General features: G+C 68.2%; 14 protein-coding genes. 9 read left to right on the top strand and 5 right to left on the bottom strand.

Annotation, left to right across the window (positions count from 1 at the left end; genetic code table 11):
* Positions 1 to 9 precede the first annotated feature (9 nt).
* Genes HLG70_RS10520 through HLG70_RS10500 form a run of 5 tightly spaced genes read left to right on the top strand, consistent with a single transcriptional unit; the run spans position 10 to position 6,613 of the window.
* The gene (locus HLG70_RS10520) at positions 10 to 1,680 is read left to right on the top strand and encodes a hydantoinase B/oxoprolinase family protein (RefSeq protein ID WP_171661659.1); all 1,671 of its coding nucleotides are present in this window, start codon (positions 10 to 12) and stop codon (positions 1,678 to 1,680) included.
* Entirely contained in the window at positions 1,677 to 3,725 is a 2,049-nt protein-coding gene (locus HLG70_RS10515) for a hydantoinase/oxoprolinase family protein (protein WP_171661658.1), read from the top strand. Before HLG70_RS10520 ends, HLG70_RS10515 begins: the two co-directional genes overlap by 4 nt.
* A gap of 9 nt (positions 3,726 to 3,734) precedes the next feature.
* Entirely contained in the window at positions 3,735 to 4,343 is a 609-nt protein-coding gene (locus HLG70_RS10510) for a cysteine hydrolase family protein (protein ID WP_171661657.1), read from the top strand.
* Entirely contained in the window at positions 4,340 to 5,737 is a 1,398-nt protein-coding gene (locus tag HLG70_RS10505; protein WP_171661656.1) for an FAD-dependent oxidoreductase, read from the top strand. Before HLG70_RS10510 ends, HLG70_RS10505 begins: the two co-directional genes overlap by 4 nt.
* A gap of 12 nt (positions 5,738 to 5,749) precedes the next feature.
* Positions 5,750 to 6,613, top strand: coding sequence for an isocitrate lyase/PEP mutase family protein (locus HLG70_RS10500; RefSeq protein ID WP_171661655.1), 864 nt, complete (start codon positions 5,750 to 5,752; stop codon positions 6,611 to 6,613).
* A 27-nt stretch (positions 6,614 to 6,640) separates the two neighbouring features.
* Here HLG70_RS10500 and HLG70_RS10495 read toward each other — a convergent pair whose 3' ends face one another.
* Complete coding sequence (locus HLG70_RS10495; protein WP_171661654.1) at positions 6,641 to 7,261, bottom strand: chorismate--pyruvate lyase family protein; 621 nt, start codon at positions 7,259 to 7,261, stop codon at positions 6,641 to 6,643.
* A 102-nt stretch (positions 7,262 to 7,363) separates the two neighbouring features.
* Between HLG70_RS10495 and HLG70_RS10490 the strand changes: the two genes are divergently transcribed.
* Complete coding sequence (locus HLG70_RS10490; RefSeq protein WP_171661653.1) at positions 7,364 to 8,095, top strand: pseudouridine synthase; 732 nt, start codon at positions 7,364 to 7,366, stop codon at positions 8,093 to 8,095.
* A gap of 87 nt (positions 8,096 to 8,182) precedes the next feature.
* Here HLG70_RS10490 and HLG70_RS10485 read toward each other — a convergent pair whose 3' ends face one another.
* Positions 8,183 to 9,088 (bottom strand): LysR family transcriptional regulator, encoded by a 906-nt coding sequence (locus tag HLG70_RS10485; protein ID WP_171661677.1) that lies wholly within the window; start codon positions 9,086 to 9,088, stop codon positions 8,183 to 8,185.
* Between the two features lie 423 nt (positions 9,089 to 9,511).
* Here HLG70_RS10485 and HLG70_RS10480 point away from each other — a divergent pair, with 423 nt between their 5' ends.
* From HLG70_RS10480 to adeC, 3 genes are read left to right on the top strand one after another with little or no spacing between them, the layout of a single operon-like run.
* Positions 9,512 to 10,705: an efflux RND transporter periplasmic adaptor subunit gene (locus HLG70_RS10480; protein ID WP_171661652.1), complete on the top strand. Its 1,194-nt coding sequence runs from the start codon at positions 9,512 to 9,514 to the stop codon at positions 10,703 to 10,705.
* Positions 10,706 to 10,719: 14 nt separating this feature from the next.
* A complete protein-coding gene (locus HLG70_RS10475; RefSeq protein ID WP_171661651.1) occupies positions 10,720 to 13,899 on the top strand; it encodes an efflux RND transporter permease subunit in 3,180 nt (1,059 codons plus the stop codon).
* On the top strand, positions 13,899 to 15,371 hold the full coding sequence (gene adeC / locus HLG70_RS10470) for an AdeC/AdeK/OprM family multidrug efflux complex outer membrane factor (protein WP_171661650.1): 1,473 nt from the start codon (positions 13,899 to 13,901) through the stop codon (positions 15,369 to 15,371). The genes HLG70_RS10475 and adeC overlap by 1 nt, the downstream gene beginning before the upstream one ends.
* An 84-nt stretch (positions 15,372 to 15,455) precedes the next feature.
* Here the strand turns inward: adeC and HLG70_RS10465 are convergent, their stop codons facing one another.
* From HLG70_RS10465 to HLG70_RS10455, 3 genes are all read right to left on the bottom strand, one after another.
* The gene (locus HLG70_RS10465; RefSeq protein ID WP_171661649.1) at positions 15,456 to 15,707 is read right to left on the bottom strand and encodes a GlsB/YeaQ/YmgE family stress response membrane protein; all 252 of its coding nucleotides are present in this window, start codon (positions 15,705 to 15,707) and stop codon (positions 15,456 to 15,458) included.
* Between the two features lie 129 nt (positions 15,708 to 15,836).
* Positions 15,837 to 16,451, bottom strand: a complete 615-nt coding sequence (locus HLG70_RS10460; RefSeq protein WP_171661648.1) for an SCO family protein — start codon at positions 16,449 to 16,451, stop codon at positions 15,837 to 15,839.
* A gap of 226 nt (positions 16,452 to 16,677) precedes the next feature.
* Positions 16,678 to 18,744, bottom strand: a complete 2,067-nt coding sequence (locus HLG70_RS10455) for a M3 family metallopeptidase (protein ID WP_171661647.1) — start codon at positions 18,742 to 18,744, stop codon at positions 16,678 to 16,680.
* Positions 18,745 to 18,893 lie beyond the last annotated feature (149 nt).

Raw genomic sequence — 18,893 nt, 5'->3', positions numbered from 1 at the left:
AAGAACATCATGCTTGATCCCGTCACCCTGGCGGTCCTGAAGGGCCGCCTGGAACAGATTGCCGACGAAATGGACGCCACGCTGTACCGCAGTGCGTTCAACCCCATCATCGCCGAGGCGCATGACGCCTGCCACGGCATGTACGACGCCGCCACCGGCGCCACCCTGATCCAGGGCAAGTCGGGCTTGCCCGTCTTCGTGGGCGCGATGGCGTTCGCCGTCAAGGCGGCGGCCAAGGCCGCGGCCGGGCGCGGCGGCATGGTGGACGGCGACGTCTGGCTGTTCAACGATCCTTACGAAGGCGGCACGCACGCCAACGACTTCAAGCTGGTGCGGCCGGTGTTCCGCGACGGCCGCCTGTTCTGCTTTCTGGCGTCGGCCGCGCACTGGCACGACGTGGGCGGCGCGGTGCCCGGCAACTACAACCCGGCCGCCACCGAATGCTGGCAGGAGGCCGTGCAGATCCCGCCCGTGCGCATCCTGCGCGCCGGCGTGCTGGACCAGGACGTGCTGGCCATCCTGAAGGCCAACACCCGCCTGCCCGACAGCCTGTGGGGCGACCTGAACGGCCAGCTGGCGGCGCTTGAACTGGGCGCGCGCCGGCTGGACGGCCTGCTGGACGAGTATGGCGACGCCACCGTGCTGGAGTCCCTGGACACCTTGCGCGAACGCGCGCGCCGCCTGATGCGCGATCACATCTCTCGCCTGCCCGACGGCGAATATTCCTTCGAGGACATGCTGGACAACGACGGCGTGCGCGACGCGCCACTGCGCATCGCGCTGACGCTGACGATAGCCGGGGACCGCCTGGCGCTGGACTTCACCGGCACCTCGCCCGCCTGCGCGGGCCCGGTGAATATCTCCCGCGCCACCGCGATCGCGGCCTGCTATGTGGCGCTCAAGCACTTGTTCCCGGATGTGCCGGCCAATGCCGGGGTGCTGGACGCGGTGGAAGTGGTGCTGCCCGACGGCCTGGTGATTTCGGCCGACCGCCCCCGCCCCGTGGGCGGCTACACCGAGACCATTCTGCGCATGATCGACGTGATCTTCTGCGCCATGGCCCAGGCCGCGCCGGAACGCGCCATGGCGCAGGCCTACGGCACCATCAATGCGCTGTCGATCGCCGGCTACCGCAGCGACGCCGCGCGCAAGGGTCAGCGCTGGGTGATGTTCAGCTTTTTCGGCGGCGGCCATGGCGGCCATTCGGACGGCGACGGCCTGAGCCACGGCAACGCGCCCATCTCGACCGCCACCATTCCGCCGCTGGAAATCCTGGAGGCGGCGTATCCGGTGCGCTTCACCCAATGGGCGCTGCGCCCCGATTCGGCCGGCGCCGGCACGCATCGCGGTGGCCTGGGCGCGATCTATGAAATCGAATTGCTGGAAGACAGCGCCGAGGCCTTCATCTTCGGCGAACGCGGCCGCAGCGCGCCCAAGGGCATCGCGGGCGGCGGCCAGGCCGCGCTGAACGTGTTCCGCTATCAGCAGGACGGCCAATGGCAAACCCCGCCCATGAGCTCGAAGATGCTGGGCATCCAGCTGCGGCGCGGCGACCGCGTGCGCCTGGAGACGCCCGGCGGGGGCGGCTATGGCGCGCCCGAGGGGCGTGCCGCGGCGGCGCTTGAGCACGACCGCAAGATGGGCTACGTAAGCGATATTCTGAAGGAGCAGTCGGCATGAGCGCGGCGCAAGGTTTGGTGGTTGGCGTGGACGTGGGCGGTACGTTCACGGATCTTTTCGTGCTGGACGAGGCGGGCGGCACCGCGCGCGTCGTCAAGGTTCCGTCGACCCGCGGCGAGGAAGCGCGCGGCTTCATGAACGGCATCGCGCGCGTGGCCGACGGCGCGGGCGCCATCGCCACCATCGTGCATGGCACCACGGTGGGCACCAACGCGCTGCTGGAACGCAAGGTGGCGCGCACCGGCATCATCACCACCGAGGGCTTTCGCGACGTGCTGGAAATGCGCCGGCGCGACCGGCCCCGGACCTGGGGGCTGCGCGGCAACTATGAACCGGTGGTGCCGCGCGACCTGCGACTGGAAGTCAGCGAGCGCGTGCTGGCCGACGGCACCCTGCATACGCCGGTGGACCTGGACCAGGTCGAAGCCGCGGCCCGCGCGCTGCTGGAGCAGGGCTGCGACGCGGTTTGCGTGTTCTTCGTGAATGCCTACGCCAATCCGGCCAACGAAGCGCAGGCCGCGGCCCGCGTGCGCGCGGTCTGGCCGAACGGCAACGTCACGGCCGCCACCGAAGTGCTGCCGGAGATCCGGGAATTCGAGCGCTGCTCGACCGCGGTGCTGAACGCCGCGCTGCAGCCGGTGGTGGGCAGCTACCTGACCCGGCTGGAGGCGGACCTGCAACAGCACGGATTCGAGGGCGAACTGCTGGTGGTGCAAAGCAATGGCGGCGTCATGTCGCGCCAGACGGCTTGCGACGTGCCGGTGCGCACCGCCTTGTCCGGTCCGGCCGCAGGGGTGATCGCCTGCGCGGCCATCGCGCGCGCGGCGGGCTTCCCGAACGTGGTCACCGGCGACATGGGCGGCACCTCGTTCGACGTGTCGCTGGTGGCGGGCGGCGAAGCCTCGCTGTCGGCGCAGACGGCGATTGACTTCGGCATGGTGGTGCGCGCGCCGATGATCCAGATCGAAACCATAGGCGCGGGCGGCGGATCGATCGCCAGCGTGGACGCGGGCGGCCTGCTGCAGGTCGGCCCCGAATCCGCCGGCAGCATCCCGGGCCCGGCCTGCTACGGACGCGGCAACACGCGTCCCACGGTCACCGATGCCAATGTGCTGCTGGGCCGCATCGCGGCCGAACGCCCGCTGGGCGGCGGGCTGCTGGCCACCATGGACGTGGCGCTGGCGCGCGCCGCGATCGAAGAGCACGTCGCCAGGCCCCTGGGCCTGGACGTGCACGCCGCGGCCGAAGCGATCCTGACGGTGGCCAACGCCAAGATGGCGGGCGCCATCCGGGTCGTGTCCATCGAGCGCGGCCACGATCCGCGCAAATTCGCCTACATGCCGTTTGGCGGCGGTGGCGCGCTGCATGTCTGCGCCATGATGAACGAGGTGGACGCCGCCCACGGCATCGTGCCGCGCTACCCGGGGGTGACGTCGGCGCTGGGCTGCGTCATGGCCGACATGCGCCACGACGGCGTGCAGACGCTGAACGTGGCGCTGGACGCGCTGGATGCCGATGACCTGCAGGCCCGCATCGACGGGCTGGCCCGCGCCTGCCAGGAACGGCTGGACTCCGCCGGCGTGGCCTTCGAAGGCATCCGCGAGAGCATCGAGCTGGATATGCTGTACGTGGGCCAGAGCCATACCGTGCGCGTGGAAACCGGCCGCGGCGACCTGAACCGCGAGGGCATCGCCGCCGCGTTCGACCGAGCCTACCGCGCCGCCTTCGGCCGCAGCCTGACCGGCATCGCGGTCCGCATCCTGAACCTGCGCTACGCCCGCATCGGCCAGCGGCCCAAGTTCGACCTGGCGCTGCTGGCCCCGACCAGCCAGGACATGCCAGCCCCGCTGGGTACGCAGGCGGTGTTCCACGCCGGCCAGTGGCGCGACGCCGTGCGCCATGCGCGCCTGGACCTGCCGGTGGGCGCCGAGGTTGCCGGCCCGGCCATTCTGGAGCAGCCGGACACCACCATCTGGATCGAGCCCGGCTTCGCCGGCCGCGTCGATGCCCTGGGCAATCTGCTGATCGCCCGGACTGACTCGTAGGAGCCGACCATGCATCCCTTTGATCCCCGCAGCACCGCGCTGCTCGTCATCGACCTGCAGAATGATTTCCTGGCGCCTGGCGGCGCCTACGACCGCGGCGGCGCGGTCAGCTCGCAGGCGCGCGCCTTGCCCGCCCGCGTGGCGCCCGTGGCCCGCGCGCTCAAGGCGCAGGGCGGTTTCGTGGCGGCGAGCCTGTTCACACTGTGGCCGGACGCGCACGGCGAACCCATGATCTCGCCGCATCTGAGGCAGTTGCGCCCGTTCCTGCGCAAGGGCGACTTTGTCGCCGGCTCGGCCGGGCAGGCCAATGTGGCCGAACTGGACGGCCTGGTCGACGTGTCGGTCTGGAAGGTGGCGTACTCGGCCTTCTTCAACACGCAGCTGGACTGGGTGCTGCGCCGCGCGGGCATCTCCAGCGTGGTGGTGGCCGGCATCGTCACCAACGGCGGCGTGGCCAGCACGGCGCGCGACGCCCACATGCGCGACTACCACGTGACGGTGCTGGCCGATGGCTGCGCCGCGCCCACGCCCGCCATGCACGACGCGGCGCTGGCGGATCTGCGCACCGTGGCCGACGTGGTGTCCTGCCAGGACTTGCTGGACAGGCTGGCCTCGTGAGCGCGCCGGTTGTCAGAAGAGGCGCCGCGCCCGGCGCGGACGCCATGCATGTCCCGGTGGCGATCATCGGCGCCGGCGCCTGCGGCCTGACCGCCGCCCTGCGGCTGGCGAGCGCCGGCATCGAGACCGTGCTGATCGAACGCGATGCCGCGCCCAGCGGCTCGTCGGCCCTCTCGTCCGGCTTCATACCGGCGGCCGGCTCGGCGGTGCAGCGCGCCGCCGGCATCGAGGACGACGCGCAACGCTTTGCCGCGGACATACAGGCCAAGGCCGGCGGCACGGCAGCGCCGGACCTGGTCGCCGCCTACACCGGCGCCGCCGCCGCGGCCATGGACACGCTGGCGCGTCATGGGCTGGCGTTCGAGGTGCTGGACGGTTTTCTGTACCCGGGCCACACGGCCCGCCGCATGCATACCTTGCCCGAGCGCACCGGGGCGGCGCTGGTGGCCGCGCTGGAGCGGGCGGCAACCGGGGCGGGCGCCTACCTGCTCACGCGCGCGCTGGCCCGCGAGATCTGGGTGGATGACGGCGGCCGGGTAACGGCGGTGGGTTGCGAGCGGCCGGACGGTTCGATGGACGTGATCGGCTGCGACGCCCTGATCCTGGCCTGCAACGGCTTTGGCGGCAATGCGGCGATGGTGGGCCGGTACCTGCCCGCCATGCGCGACGCCATCTATGGCGGACACGCCGGCAACGACGGCAGCGCCATCGAATGGGGCACGCAGCTGGGCGCGCGGCTGGCCGACCTGGGCGGCTACCAGGGCCACGGCTCCTGGGCCACGCCGCAGGGCGCGCTGATTTCCTGGGCCGTGATGATGGACGGCGGCGTGCAGATCAACCGCGATGGCCAGCGTTTTCATGACGAGACCCACGGCTATTCCGAGGCGGCCGTCCACGTGCTGGCGCAGCCGGGCTCCGTGGCCTGGAACGTATTCGACGACCGCACGCTGGCGCTGGCCCGCGGCTTTCCGGATTTCGTCCTGGCCGAGTCGGGCCAGGCCTTGAAAACCTGCGCCGGCGTAGCCGAGCTGGCCGCGCTGATCGGGTGCGATGCGCAAGTCCTGCATCGGACCCTGGCCGCGGTCGGCCCGGACGTCGCGGACCCGCTGGGCCGCCGCTTCGAGCGCGTCCTGCAGGCGCCGTATCACGCGGTCAAGGTGACGGGCGCGCTGTTTCATACGCAAGGCGGGCTGGACATCGACGCGCAATGCCGCGTCCTGGGCCAGGATGGCCGCGCCTTGCCGAACTTGCTGGCCGCGGGCGGTGCCGCCCGCGGCGTTTCGGGCAACGACGTGTCGGGCTATCTGTCCGGCAACGGTCTGCTCAGTGCGGTTGCGGGCGGCCATATCGCCGCGGCGACCGCGGCGGCGCTGCTCGAGCGCGGCCTGGATTAGGAACCGGATGCAATGCAGCAACAGAACCTGAAAACACAGCTGGCCGCAGGCGCCGTGCTGGCTCCCGGCGTCTACGACGCCTTGTCGGCGCTGGTGGCCGAACAAGCGGGCTTTGGCGCGCTGTACCTGTCCGGCGCGTCCATCGCCTATACGCGCCTGGGCCGCTCGGACATCGGCCTGACCACGTACACCGAGGTCGAAGACACACTGGCCCGCATTGCCGAACGGGTGGCCACGCCCGTCATCGTCGATGCCGATACCGGCTTTGGCAATGCGCTGAACACGCAGCGCACCGTGCGCGGCTTCGAGCGGGCGGGTGCGGCCATGATCCAGCTGGAAGACCAGACCTTTCCCAAGCGCTGTGGCCACCTCGACGGCAAGACCGTGATCCCCGCCGCCGAGATGTGCGGCAAGCTGCGCGCCGCCGTCGACGCCCGGGTGCACGCGTCCACGCTGATCCTGGCGCGCACCGACGCGCTGGCGGTCGACGGCCTGGAAGCCGCGCTGGACCGTGCCGAGTCCTATCTGGAAGCCGGCGCCGACGCGCTCTTCATCGAAGCCCTGCGCACGCCGGAACAGATGCGGGCGGCCTGCGATCGCTTCGCCGCGCGCGTGCCGCTGCTGGCCAACATGGTGGAGGGCGGCAAGACGCCGGTGCAAAGCGCCGACGCGCTGACGACGCAGGGATTTCGCATCGTCATCTTTCCGGGCGGCACCGCGCGCGCCGTGGCGCATACCCTGCAAGGCTATTACGGCAGCCTGCGACAGCAGGGCACGACCGCGCCGTGGAAGGAAAAGATGCTGGACTTCGACGGCCTGAACGCGGTGATCGGCACGCCCGAGCTGCTGGAGCAGGGGCGGCGCTACGAGGGTTGAGGTCCGGGCGGAACACCGCCCGCCGCGTCAGCGCGGCGTGCGCTGGTGCGGCACCAGCGGCGGCACGGGCTGATCGCCGATCAGTTCCCAGAATTCCGGAAGAAAGCACTCCGCCACCAGCAGCGGCTGGCCCTGGCGCCAGAACACCGAGCGGCGCGCCCAGATGCGCGCGGCCTGCAGGTCGCGGCGCTCGGGCGCCAATACGCCGCGCGCGGTGGCATAGAACGGCACGGGCGACGCGAGGCGGCGGCAGGCAAACGGCGACCGGATGACGGTGCTGTCGTGATACAGCATGTCGGCCAGCGGCCGGGTCAGCAGGCGGCGCATGCCCTGCCAGGCGCCATGCGAGGCGGTCAGCGGGGTCAGGCTGCGCGCCGGCACGCTGTCCACGCCGTTGACGGACATGAGCACTTCGCGGATCCAGACAGGCGCGCCGGGCGCGATGCGCATGGCGCGGGCCTCGTCCGGCGGGGCGCCGTCGGCGTACTCGGCCAGCACCCGCAGCCGGACCTGGCCGACCTGGCGCAGCCCGGCGGTCAGCGCGCCCGGGCGGAACAGCCAGTGGCGTTGGGCGGGGGGCAGGATGGGCGGGGCGTCGGCCAGCCAGCCTGCGGCCAGGGGAGGGCGATGTGCTGCGGGTTTCATCATGGCTGCGTATTATGCCAAGCCTGGCTGACAGGCCCCATGCGTCGTAGTGCCGCAGGGATGCCTTCCGGATGCGGGTCCGGCGGTCCGCATACAATACCGCCCATGGAAAAAGTACGTATCTCCAAGCTCATGTCCGAGCGCGGACTCTGCTCGCGCCGCGAGGCCGACAGCTATATCGAACGCGGCTGGGTCCGCGTGGACGGCGTCGTGGTGTCCGAATTGGGCGCCCGGGCCTTTCCCGACCAGGTCATCACGCTGGAACGCGCCGCGCAGGCGCGCCAGACCTCGCGGGTCACCATTTTGATCAACAAGCCCGTGGGCTATGTGTCGGGCCAGGCCGAAAAAGGCTATACGCCCGCGGTGGCGCTGATCGACGCGCGTTCGCGCTACGCCGGCGACAGGGCGCCGCAGCGGTTCGAGCGCGCGCACCTGGAAGGCCTGGCCGTGGCCGGCCGGCTGGACATCGATTCGCAGGGTCTGCTGGTGCTGACTCAGGACGGCCGCATCGCCAAGCACCTGATCGGCGAGGACTCCAGCGTCGACAAGGAATACCTGGTGCGCGTGCAGGGCGACCTGTCGGACAACGGGCTGGCCTTGCTGAACCACGGCCTGTCGCTCGACGGCAAGGCGCTCAAGCCGGCGCAGGTGCGCTGGCAGAACCACGACCAGCTGCGTTTCGTGCTGCGCGAAGGCAAGAAACGCCAGATCCGCCGCATGTGCGAACTGGTGGGCCTGAAAGTGGTGGGCTTGAAGCGCGTGCGCATCGGCCGCGTGGCCCTGGGCGAATTGCCGCTGGGTCAATGGCGCTACCTGCGCGACGACGAGGCCTTCTGACCCGCCGGGCTGGCGCCCGATTGGTCAAGCGTCGCGACAAGTGATGTCGGCGGCCATCAGATTTTTCAATCTGTTTCCGTCCCCCCTTCATTTCATGAAAGCGGGGGTATCCTTCGCTTGCCGTTTGCTGCCCAGGCGCTCCATCAGGAATTCGATGAAGATCCGGGTCTTGGCGGGCAACAGCCGCGTCTCCGTCACCGCATGGACGGGGAACGGGCCCAGTTGCCAATCGGGCAGCACGCGCTGCAATTGGCCGGATTGCTGCTCCGCCAGCTGACCTCCCACCAGCACCGCGATGCCCGCGCCCAGCATGGCCAATCGGCGTGCCATGGCGACGCCATTGACGGAAAACCGGTTGCCCGGCGTGAATTCGATGTGCTGCTCGCCATTGGTCAGCGGCCAGCGGGTCACGCGCCCGGCGCCTTCCGCGCGGAATTCTATGCATTCGTGCCGGGTCAGGTCGCTGGGGTGCCGCGGTTCGCCGTGCTTCTCCAGATATTCGCGCGAGGCGTACAGGTGGGCGGGCAGCATGCCCAGGAGCCTTGCAATCTGCGTCGAGTCGGGCAGGTCCCCGATCTCGATCGAAACATCGCAGGTCTGGAACACGCGCGAAGCATGGTCCGGATTGGCCAGATCCAGGAAAAACGTCACATCGGGATATCGGCGGGAAAACTCCATGAATGACTCAGCCAGGAAGTCCGTGCCGAAATCCGCGGGCATGTTCACCCGCAGCGGCCCCGCGGGCGTGTCCACCAGCTTTTGCAGTTCTTCATGGGCGATCTGCGCCTCGGCGACGATGCGCTGGCAGCGTTCGAAGTACAGCCGGCCCGCGTCGGTGAGTTCGACCTTGCGAGTGGTGCGGCTGAGCAGCCGCAAGCCGACGGATCGTTCCAATTCGGCCACCTGGCGAGACAAGGTGGATTTGGGGACGCCAAGGGTTGCCGCGGCGCGGCTAAAACTATGCGTTTTCGCGACCTCGACGAAGAGTTCCATGCCCTGTAGTCGTTTCATGACAGGATTTTGTCATAGTGGAGATCTCATAATTGTCCCATAAATGGAATGATGTTTTCTCATTGCGCCCCTTTGTTTCTTGGGCGGGATAACTCAGAATGCGAGTTCTGCAATGCAGCAATGCGACAAAGCCCAGCTTGCGTGTTCAACGCGAAACCACCCCAGTCGATGCGCACGGACCGGATTATCGCGGTCTGGCAGGGATTTTGTTTGCCGCCGGGCCGCCCCAAGGCAAACTCGGCCCCCTTGGGGGGCAGCAAGCACGCGAAGCGTGTGCAGCGTGGGGGTTTTTCTAATTTGCCGCCGGGCCGCCCCTAGGCAAACACGGCCCCCTCGGGGGGCAGCAAGCACGCGAAGCGTGTGCAGCGTGGGGGCTTTATTTTTTGGAAATCGGGAATGCAACTTATGAATAAGAAAAGCGCTATGTGGCGCAGTGCGGCCGTCGTCGCGCTGACGGCATCGGCTCTCACCTTGGCCGCTTGCGGCAAGAAGCAGGACGCTCCCCAGGCGGGCAAGCCGCAAGTCACGGTCGTCACCCTGACCACGCAACCTGTTTCCCTCACCACCGAATTGCCGGGCCGCACCTCGCCGTTCCGCGTGGCCGAAGTGCGCCCGCAGGTCAATGGCATCGTCCAGAAGCGCCTCTTCACCGAAGGCGGAGAGGTCAAGGCGGGCGAACAGCTCTATCAGATCGACCCCGCCCTCTACCAGGCCAGCGTGGACAGCCAGAAGGCCGCTCTGGCGCGCGCCCAGGCGCAGCAGAAGACGGCGGCCTTGCTGGCCGAGCGCTACAAGCCGCTGGTGGCCACCCGCGCCGTCAGCCAGCAGACCTACGACAACGCCGTCGCCTCGCGCGACCAGGCGGCCGCCGACGTGCTGTCGGCCAAGGCCGCCCTGGACACGGCGCGCATCAACCTCGTCTACACCAAGGTGCTGTCGCCGATCGGCGGCATCATCGGCCGCTCCGCGGTTACCGAGGGCGCGCTGGTCACGGCCAACCAGACCAATGCGTTGGCTGCAGTGCAGCAAATTGACCCGATCTACGTCGATGTGACCCAATCCAGCGTCCAGCTCCTGCGCCTGCAGGACGCACTGGCCAGCGGCCAGCTGAAGCGGGCGGACGGCGAACAGGCCGCGCTCGTGACGCTGACCCTGGAAGACGGTTCGCAATACACGCAGACCGGCAAGCTCCAGTTCTCGGAAGTGACGGTGGACCAGGGCACGGGCTCGATCACCTTGCGCGCCGTGTTCCCCAACCCGGACCGCCGCCTGTTGCCGGGCATGTTCGTGCGCGCCCGCCTGGCCGACGGCGTGGCCGCCGACGGCCTGCTGGTGCCGCAACGCGGCGTGACGCGCAATCAGCGCGGCCTGCCGACGGCGCTGGTCGTCAACGCCAAGAACCAGGTGGAATTGCGTGAGCTGAAGACCGACCGCGCCATCGGCGACAAGTGGCTGGTCACCGCCGGCCTGGCCGCCGGCGACAAGGTCATCGTGGAAGGCTTGCAGATGGTGCGTCCGGGCGTTGAGGTGGTCGCCACCGAAGCCGGCGCCAACGCGCAGCAGCCGCAGGCGGCCAACACCGCCGCCGCCAAGCAGTAATCAGGGAGCCATGCATGGCAAAGTTTTTTATCGATAGGCCGGTTTTTGCCTGGGTGATCGCGATCGTGCTGATGATGGCCGGCGCGCTGTCCATCCTGCAGTTGCCGGTCGCCCAGTATCCCAACATCGCGCCGCCGGCCATCGGCATCGCGGTGACCTACCCGGGCGCGTCCGCGCAGACCGTGCAGGACACCGTGGTGCAGGTGATCGAACAGCAGATGAACGGCCTGGACGGATTGCAGTACATCTCGTCGGAAAGCAATTCCGACGGCAGCATGTCCATCACGCTGACCTTCAAACAGGGCACCAACCCCGACACCGCGCAGGTGCAGGTCCAGAACAAGCTCGCGCTGGCGCAGCCGCTCCTGCCGCAGGAAGTGCAGCAGCAGGGCATCCGCGTCACCAAGGCCACGAAGAACTTCCTGATCGTGGCGGGCTTCGTGTCCACCGACGGCACGATGACCAAGGACGACCTGGCCGATTACGTCGCGTCCTACGTCCAGGATCCCATCAGCCGCACGCAGGGCGTGGGCGACTTCCAGCTCTTCGGCTCGCAGTACGCGATGCGCATCTGGCTGGATCCGGCCAAGCTCGTCAACTACGGCCTGACCACCGTCGACGTGGTGGCCGCGATCAAGGAACAGAACGTCCAGGTATCGTCCGGGCAACTGGGCGGCTTGCCGTCCGTGCGCGGCCAGCAGCTCAACGCCACGATCATCGGACCCTCGCGCCTGGAGAAGGCCGAGGACTTCGGCCGCATCCTGCTGAAGGTCAATACCGACGGTTCGCAGGTGCGCCTGGGCGATGTTTCGCGCATCGAGCTTGGCGGACAGACCTACGCCATCGACAGCTTCTACAACGGCAAGCCCGCTTCGGGCCTGGCGGTCAAGCTGGCCCCTGGGGCCAACGCGCTGGATACGGCGCAGGCGGTGCGCGACACCATCAACAACCTGAAGCCTTACTTCCCGCCGGGCATGGACGTCGTCTATCCGTACGACACGACGCCGTTCGTCAGCCTGTCGATCCATGAAGTGTTCAAGACGCTGGTGGAAGCCATCATCCTGGTCTTCCTGGTGATGTACCTGTTCCTGCAGAACTTCCGCGCCACCCTCATCCCCACGCTGGCCGTGCCGGTGGTGTTGCTGGGCACGTTCGGCGTGCTGGCGGTGTTCGGATACTCCATCAACACCCTGACCATGTTCGGCATGGTGCTGGCCATCGGCCTTCTGGTGGACGATGCCATCGTGGTGGTGGAAAACGTGGAGCGCGTGATGGCCGAAGAGGGCCTCACGCCCAAGCAGGCGACACGCAAGTCCATGAGCCAGATCACCGGCGCGCTGATCGGCATCGCCATGGTGCTGGCCGCCGTGTTCATTCCCATGGCGTTCTTCGGCGGCTCCACCGGCGTGATCTATCGCCAGTTCTCGATCACCATCGTGTCCTCCATGGTGTTGTCGGTGCTCGTGGCCATCGTCTTCACGCCGGCCCTGTGCGCGACGCTGCTCAAGCCCATCCCCAAGGGCCATCATGGCGCGAAGCGGGGCTTCTTCGGCTGGTTCAACCGCGCGTTCGAACGCAGCAGCAACGGCTACGCCAACACCGTGGCGCGCGGCCTGAACCGCACCAAGCGGCTGATGGTGGTCTATCTGGCCCTGGTCATCGCCATGGGCTGGATGTTCACCCGCATTCCCACCGCGTTCCTGCCGGCCGAGGACCAGGGCATCCTGTTCGCCCAGATCCAGACGCCCGCCGGCGCCACCGCCGAAAGCACCAAGGCCGTCATCGACGACGCCACCAAGTACCTGCTGAACGAAGAAAAGGACGCCGTCACCTCGGTGTTCGCGGTCAACGGCTTTAACTTCGGCGGCCGCGGGCAGAACGCATCCATCCTGTTCATCAAGCTGCGCGACTGGGAAGAACGCGGCGACGCCAAACTGAAGGCCGGCGCCGTGGCGGCGCGCGCCAACGCGCACTTCGCCAAGACCGAACGCCGCGCCCAACTGTTCGTGGTGCCGCCGCCGTCCGTGATGGAACTGGGCAACGTCACCGGCTTTGACTTCCAGCTGATGGACCGCGCTGGCGTGGGCCATGAAAAGCTGCTTGCCGCGCGCAACCAGCTGCTGGGCGAAGCCGCGAAGAGTCCGGTCCTGGTGGGCGTGCGCCCCAACGGCATCGAAGATGCGCCGCAATACCAGCTGGACATCGACCGCGAGAAGGCGCGCGCGCTTGGCGTGGCCGTGTCGGACATCAACAGCACGCTGGCCACCGCATGGGGTTCGTCGTACGTCAACGACTTCATCGACCGCGGCCGCGTGAAGAAGGTGTTCGCGCAGGGCGAGGCATCGTCGCGCATGCTGCCGGAAGACCTGAACAAATGGTATGTGCGCAACAACGCCGGCGACATGGTGCCGTTCTCGGCATTCTCCAAGGCCACCTGGAGCTTCGGCCCGCAAAAGCTGAACCGCTACAACGGCGTGCCGTCCTACAACATCCAGGGCCAGGCGGCGCCGGGCTACAGCTCGGGCGCGGCCATGGAAGAAATGGAACGGCTGGCGGCCAAGCTGCCGGTGGGCGTGGGCTTTGAATGGACGGGCCTGTCCTTCGAAGAGCGCCTGTCCGGCGCCCAGGCGCCCGCGCTCTACGCGATCTCGCTGATCGTGGTGTTCCTGTGCCTGGCGGCGCTGTATGAAAGCTGGACCATTCCGTCCGCGGTCATGCTGGTGGTGCCGCTGGGGATCATCGGGGCATTGCTCGCAACGCTGATGCGGGGCCTGTCCAATGACGTGTACTTCCAGGTGGGCCTGCTCACGACAATCGGGCTGGCGGCCAAAAACGCCATCCTGATCGTGGAATTCGCCAAGGAGCACTATGAGGCGGGCGCCAGCCTGACGGAATCGGCCATCCATGCCGCCCGCCAGCGTCTGCGTCCCATCCTGATGACGTCCCTGGCGTTCATCCTGGGCGTGACCCCGCTGGCGATCTCGACCGGCGCGGGCTCGGGCAGCCAGAACGCGATCGGCACCGGCGTCATCGGCGGCATGCTGACCGGCACCTTCCTGGCGATCTTCTTTGTCCCGGCCTTCTTCGTGATCATGCTGCGCGTGTTCAAGGTCAAGCGCATGAGCGAAAACCTCGACAAGCACGACACCAGCGCCAAGGGACCGCAGGACGTGTCCGTGGAAGGACAACCGTAATGAAATTTCAGATGAGAACCTTGCTGTCTGTTTCCCTGGCGGCGGCCCTGGCGGGCTGCTCGCTGGCCCCCACGTACGAACGGCCGGACGCGCCGATCGACACCGCCTATCCCACGGGTCCGGCCTACAACGCGGTCCCGGCGGCCGCGCCGGGCGCCCTGTCCACCGCGGATATCGGCTGGCGCGATTTCTTCGGTGATGATCCGCTGCTGCAGCAACTGATCGAACAGTCGCTGGCCAATAACCGCGACCTGCGCGTGGCAGCGCTGAACGTCGAGGCCGCGCGCGCGCAGTACCGCATCCAGCGCGCCGACCTGATGCCCAGCGTGGGCGTCGCGGGCCAGGGTTCGGCCCAGCGCACACCGGGAGACCTGTCGTCCAGCGGGCAGGCCACCACCAGCCACAGCTACCAGGTGGGCGCCGCCATGTCCGCCTGGGAACTGGACCTGTTCGGTCGGATCCGCAGCCTGAGCGACCAGGCGCTGGAAACCTATCTGGCGCTGGACGAGACGCGCACCGCAACCCAGCTGGCGCTGATCGCCGAGGTGGCCAACGCCTATCTGACGCTGCGCGCCGATCAGGAGCTCGTGGGCCTGACTCGCGACACGCTCAAGAGCCAGGAAGACTCCTTCAAGCTCACGCAGCAAAGCTACGACCAGGGCCTGTCCACCGCGCTCGACCTGAGCCAGGCGGAAGTGTCGCTGCGAACCGCCCAGCGCAACCTGTCGCAATACACGCGCCAGGCCGCGCAGGACCGCAACGCGCTGGTGCTGCTGGTGGGCCAGCCCATGTCGCCCGAACTGACGGCCGGATTGGACGGCGCGGTCAAGCTGGACGACGGCATGCTGCCGACCACGCTGCCCGCCGGCCTGCCGTCGGACCTGCTGGCCCGCCGTCCGGACATCCGCGCGGCCGAGCACCAGTTGAAGGGCGCCAACGCCAATATCGGCGCGGCGCGCGCGGCGTTCTTCCCGACCATCAGCCTGACGGGCTCGGCCGGCACGGCCAGCTCCAGCCTGGGCGGCCTGTTTGAGGGCGGCTCCGGCGCCTGGAGCTTCGTGCCCCAGATCACGGTGCCGATCTTCGCGGGCGGCTCGCTGCTCGCCGGCCTGGATCTGGCCAAGGTGCAGAAGAACATCCAGGTCGCGCAATACGAGAAGTCGATCCAGACGGGGTTCCGTGAAGTCGCGGATGCCCTGGCCGGCCGCGGCACCCTGGACGAGCAGATCCAGGCGCAGCGCCTGCTGGTGGACGCCAACCAGCGCGCCTATGACGCGTCGGAGCAGCGTTTCCGTCAGGGCATCGACGACTACCTGAGCGTGCTGGATTCGCAGCGTTCGCTGTACTCCTCGCAGCAGGCCCTGGTCGACACACGCCTGGCCCGCCTGTCCAACCTGGTCAATCTGTACAAGGTGCTGGGCGGCGGCTGGACCGAGCGCACGGCGGCCGCGCCCGCCACGCCTGCAGGCTGAAAGGCAGGGGCGTCGCGGCGCAAGCCAAGCAAAACGGGCCGATCTTTCGATCGGCCCGTTTTTTATTGCATGCCTAGCAGGACGTCAGGCGCGTTTCTTGGCGATCAGGCCCACCACGAACAGCACGATGATCGCGCCCACGACGGACCCGATCCAGCCTGCGGGCTCGTTCGGGGCATACCAGCCAAGGGACTGGCCCAGGAAGCCGGCGACGACGGCGCCGATGATGCCCAGAATGGTGGTCATGATGATCCCCATGTTCTGGTCCCCGGGCATGATGGCGCGGGCGATCAGGCCCACGATGAACCCGACGATGATCATGATGATGATGCTCATGCGCGTACTCCTTGCTAGGGTAAAAGGGGGCAATGTGAACTGATGATACCCATGCCCCGCGCGGCCCGGCTGTAACAACTGGTATGCGGAAACGGCAAGCGGCTTTGCGGCGCCTGCGCGCCGCCCGGCTCAGGAGGTGATGTCGATGAGCTGGCGCACGTCCTTGGTCAGCGCCTCGATGCTGTCGGTGTCGGAGGCCAGCAGGCGGGCGCGGCCCTCGTTGTCGAAAATGTACACGCCGCGGCTGTGCGTGACTTCGTACATGTCGGCGTCGTCGCCGGGGCGGGGCTTTTCGATCTGGTAGGCCACGCGGTAGCGGCGGGCCAGGTCCGCTATCTGCCTTTCGTCGCCGGTCACGCCGATGGCGTTGTTGTTGAAGGCGTTGACGTAGGCCTGCAGGATGTCGGGGGTGTCGCGGTGCGGATCGACGCTGACGAACAGGATGCGCACGTTCTGGGCCTTGTCGCCCAGGTTCTGCAGCACGGCCGTCAGTTGCGCCATGGTCGTCGGGCAGATGTCCGGGCAACTGGCGTAGCCGAAGAACAGCAGTACCGTCTTGCCCTTGAGATCATCGCTGCTGACCGTCTTGCCGCCCGCGCCGGGGAGCGAGAACTTCAGGTCGGGCAGATGACCCTTCACGTTATAGAGCGTCCAATCGACGTTCCTGTCGCCGCAGGCGGCAAGAAACACGCACAGAGCCAACAACAGCCCGCGCCAGGCGCGGCCGGAAATGAGGTGTCGCATGGGTCCAATAGCCGGAAAGGGGTAAACCTTTGGATTCTACCCGTTGGCGCAGGCGAGGGCGGGGCGCGCCGGCGGCGTCTTGTTCCGGCGCAATGGCGGACCGAAAAAGTGCCCCAGTGCCGCGTGCTTGCTGCCCCCAAAGGGGCGCTTTCGTCTTGGGCGGCCCGGCAAAAAAAAACGGCCCGCGCGAAGGCGGGCCGCTGGCCGGCATGGCACGCCAGGCTTGTCAGCCTGCCGTCATGCCGCTGTGGCGCAGCAGCGCATCGATGCGCGGGGCGCGGCCGCGGAACGCGGCGAACGACTCGGCCGCCGGGCGCGAACCGCCCACGGCCAGCACTTCGCGGCGGAACCGGGCGCCGGTTTCGGGGTCCAGCGTGCCCAAGGCGTTGCCAGCCTGCTTTGCGGCGGCTTCCTCGAAGGCCTCGTAGGCGTCCGCGGACAGCACTTCCGCCCACTTGTAGCTGTAATAGCCCGCGCCGTAGCCGCCCGCGAAAAGGTGCGAGAAGGCGTGCGGCAGGCGATGCCAGGCTGGCGGGAACAGTACGGCGACTTCCTCGCGGACTTCCTGCAGCAGCGCCAGCACTTCGGAAATCGAAGCACCCTTGGCGCGGTCATGCATCAGCATGTCGAAGAGCGCGAATTCGATCTGGCGCACGGTCTGCATGCCGCTCTGGTAGTTGCGGGCGGCGACCAGGCGGTCATAGAGCGCGCGGGGCAAGGGCTCGCCCGTGTCCACGTGGGCGGACAGCTTCTGCACCACCGCCCATTCCCAGCAAAAGTTCTCCATGAACTGCGAAGGCAGTTCGATGGCGTCCCATTCCACGCTGGCGAACGCAGCGGCGCCGGGCTCGTCGACTTCGGACAGCAGGGCATGCAGGGCGTGGCCGGTCTCATGGAACAGGGTGATGACGTCGTCGTGCGTCAGTACGGCGGCGCGATCGCCATTCGGGCGCGAGAAGTTGCAGGTCAGGTAGGCGATGGGGGTCTGCACCTGGCCGGCCACGACGCGGCGGGTGCGCTCGCTGTCGACCCAGGCGCCGTTCTGCTTGCCCGAGCGCGCGTACAGGTCCAGGTACAGGTGGCCGATGAGCTCGCCCTTGGGGCTTTCCACGCGCACGCCGCGCACATCGTCGTGCCAGGAGGACACCGGCGTTTCCGTCAGGCGCACGTCGAACAGGGTCTGGATGACGTCGAACAGGCCCGCCAGCACGCGCGGTTCGGTGAAGTACTGCTTCACCTCGTCTTCCGAATAGGCGTAGCGCGATTCGCGCAGGCGTTCGGACGCGTAGGCCACGTCCCAGGGCTGCAGGCTGTCCAGGCCCAGTTCCCCGGTGGCGTAGTCCTTCAGTTCCGCCAGGTCGCGCTGGGCATAGGGCTTGGCGCGGGCGGCCAGGTCGCGCAGGAAAACGGTGACCTCCTTGGCATCGCGCGCCATGCGCGTCTGCAGCCGCAGCGCGGCGAAGGTGCCCAGGCCCAGCAGGCCCGATTCCTCGGCGCGCAGGGCCAGCAATTCTTCGATGAGGGGGGAGTTGTCGAGCTTGGCCTCGCCCTGCTCGGATGCCACCGTGCCGTAGCCGCGGTACAGCGCCTCGCGCAGCGAGCGGTCCTGCGCGTACTGCATGACGGGCAGGTAGCACGGCATCTTCAGCGTGAGCTTCCAGCCCGGCTTGCCATCCTCTTCGGCGGCGGCGCGGGCGGCGGCCTGCACGTCGGCCGGGATACCGGCGAGGCGGGCTTCGTCCTCCACCAGCAGCGACCAGGCGTCGATGGAGTCCAGCACGTTTTCCGAGAACTTCTGCGAGGCCTGGGCCTCGCGGTCGGAAATCTCGGCGTAGCGTTCGCGGTCGGCGCCCTGCAGCTCGACGCCGCTCAGGCGGAAGTCGCGCAAGGCCATTTCCACGATGCGGCGGCGCACCGGCGTCCACGACGCGAAATCGGGGGCCGCGGCCAGGCGCTGGTATTGCTTGTACAGGCCTTCATGCAGGCCGACCCAGGTCGAGAATTCGGTCACCAGGGGCAGGGCGGCGTTATAGGCCTCGCGCAGCTCCGGCGTATTGACGACGGCGTTCAGGTGGCCGGCAACCGACCAGGCGCGCCACAGGCGCTCGGACGCGGTATCCAGCGGTTCCACCACGGCTTCCCAGGTGGGCGCGAGCGCGGGGTCGGCGGCGTGGTCGACGGCCTGGCGGGCAATGCCCAGCAACTCCTCGACGGCGGGCACGATATGCCCGGGCGTGACGGCCGCGTAATCGACCAGATCGGAGACGGGAGCGAGCAGGGGGTTCTGGGTCATGGTGTTACCGGCGTGAATAATGGCGGGCGGCGCGGACAGCGCGCCGACGAAGGACATAAGGATCAGGTAGGGGCGATCCGCCCAAACGCAAGGGCAGGATAGCGATTGCCGGGAGCGCCACGGGGGTGCCCGCGGCCCGGGCCGTGGGC

This window comes from Achromobacter deleyi, assembly GCF_013116765.2.
Taxonomy (GTDB): Bacteria; Pseudomonadota; Gammaproteobacteria; order Burkholderiales; family Burkholderiaceae_B; genus Achromobacter; species Achromobacter deleyi_A.
This window is presented reverse-complemented; position numbering and strand designations above follow the sequence as displayed.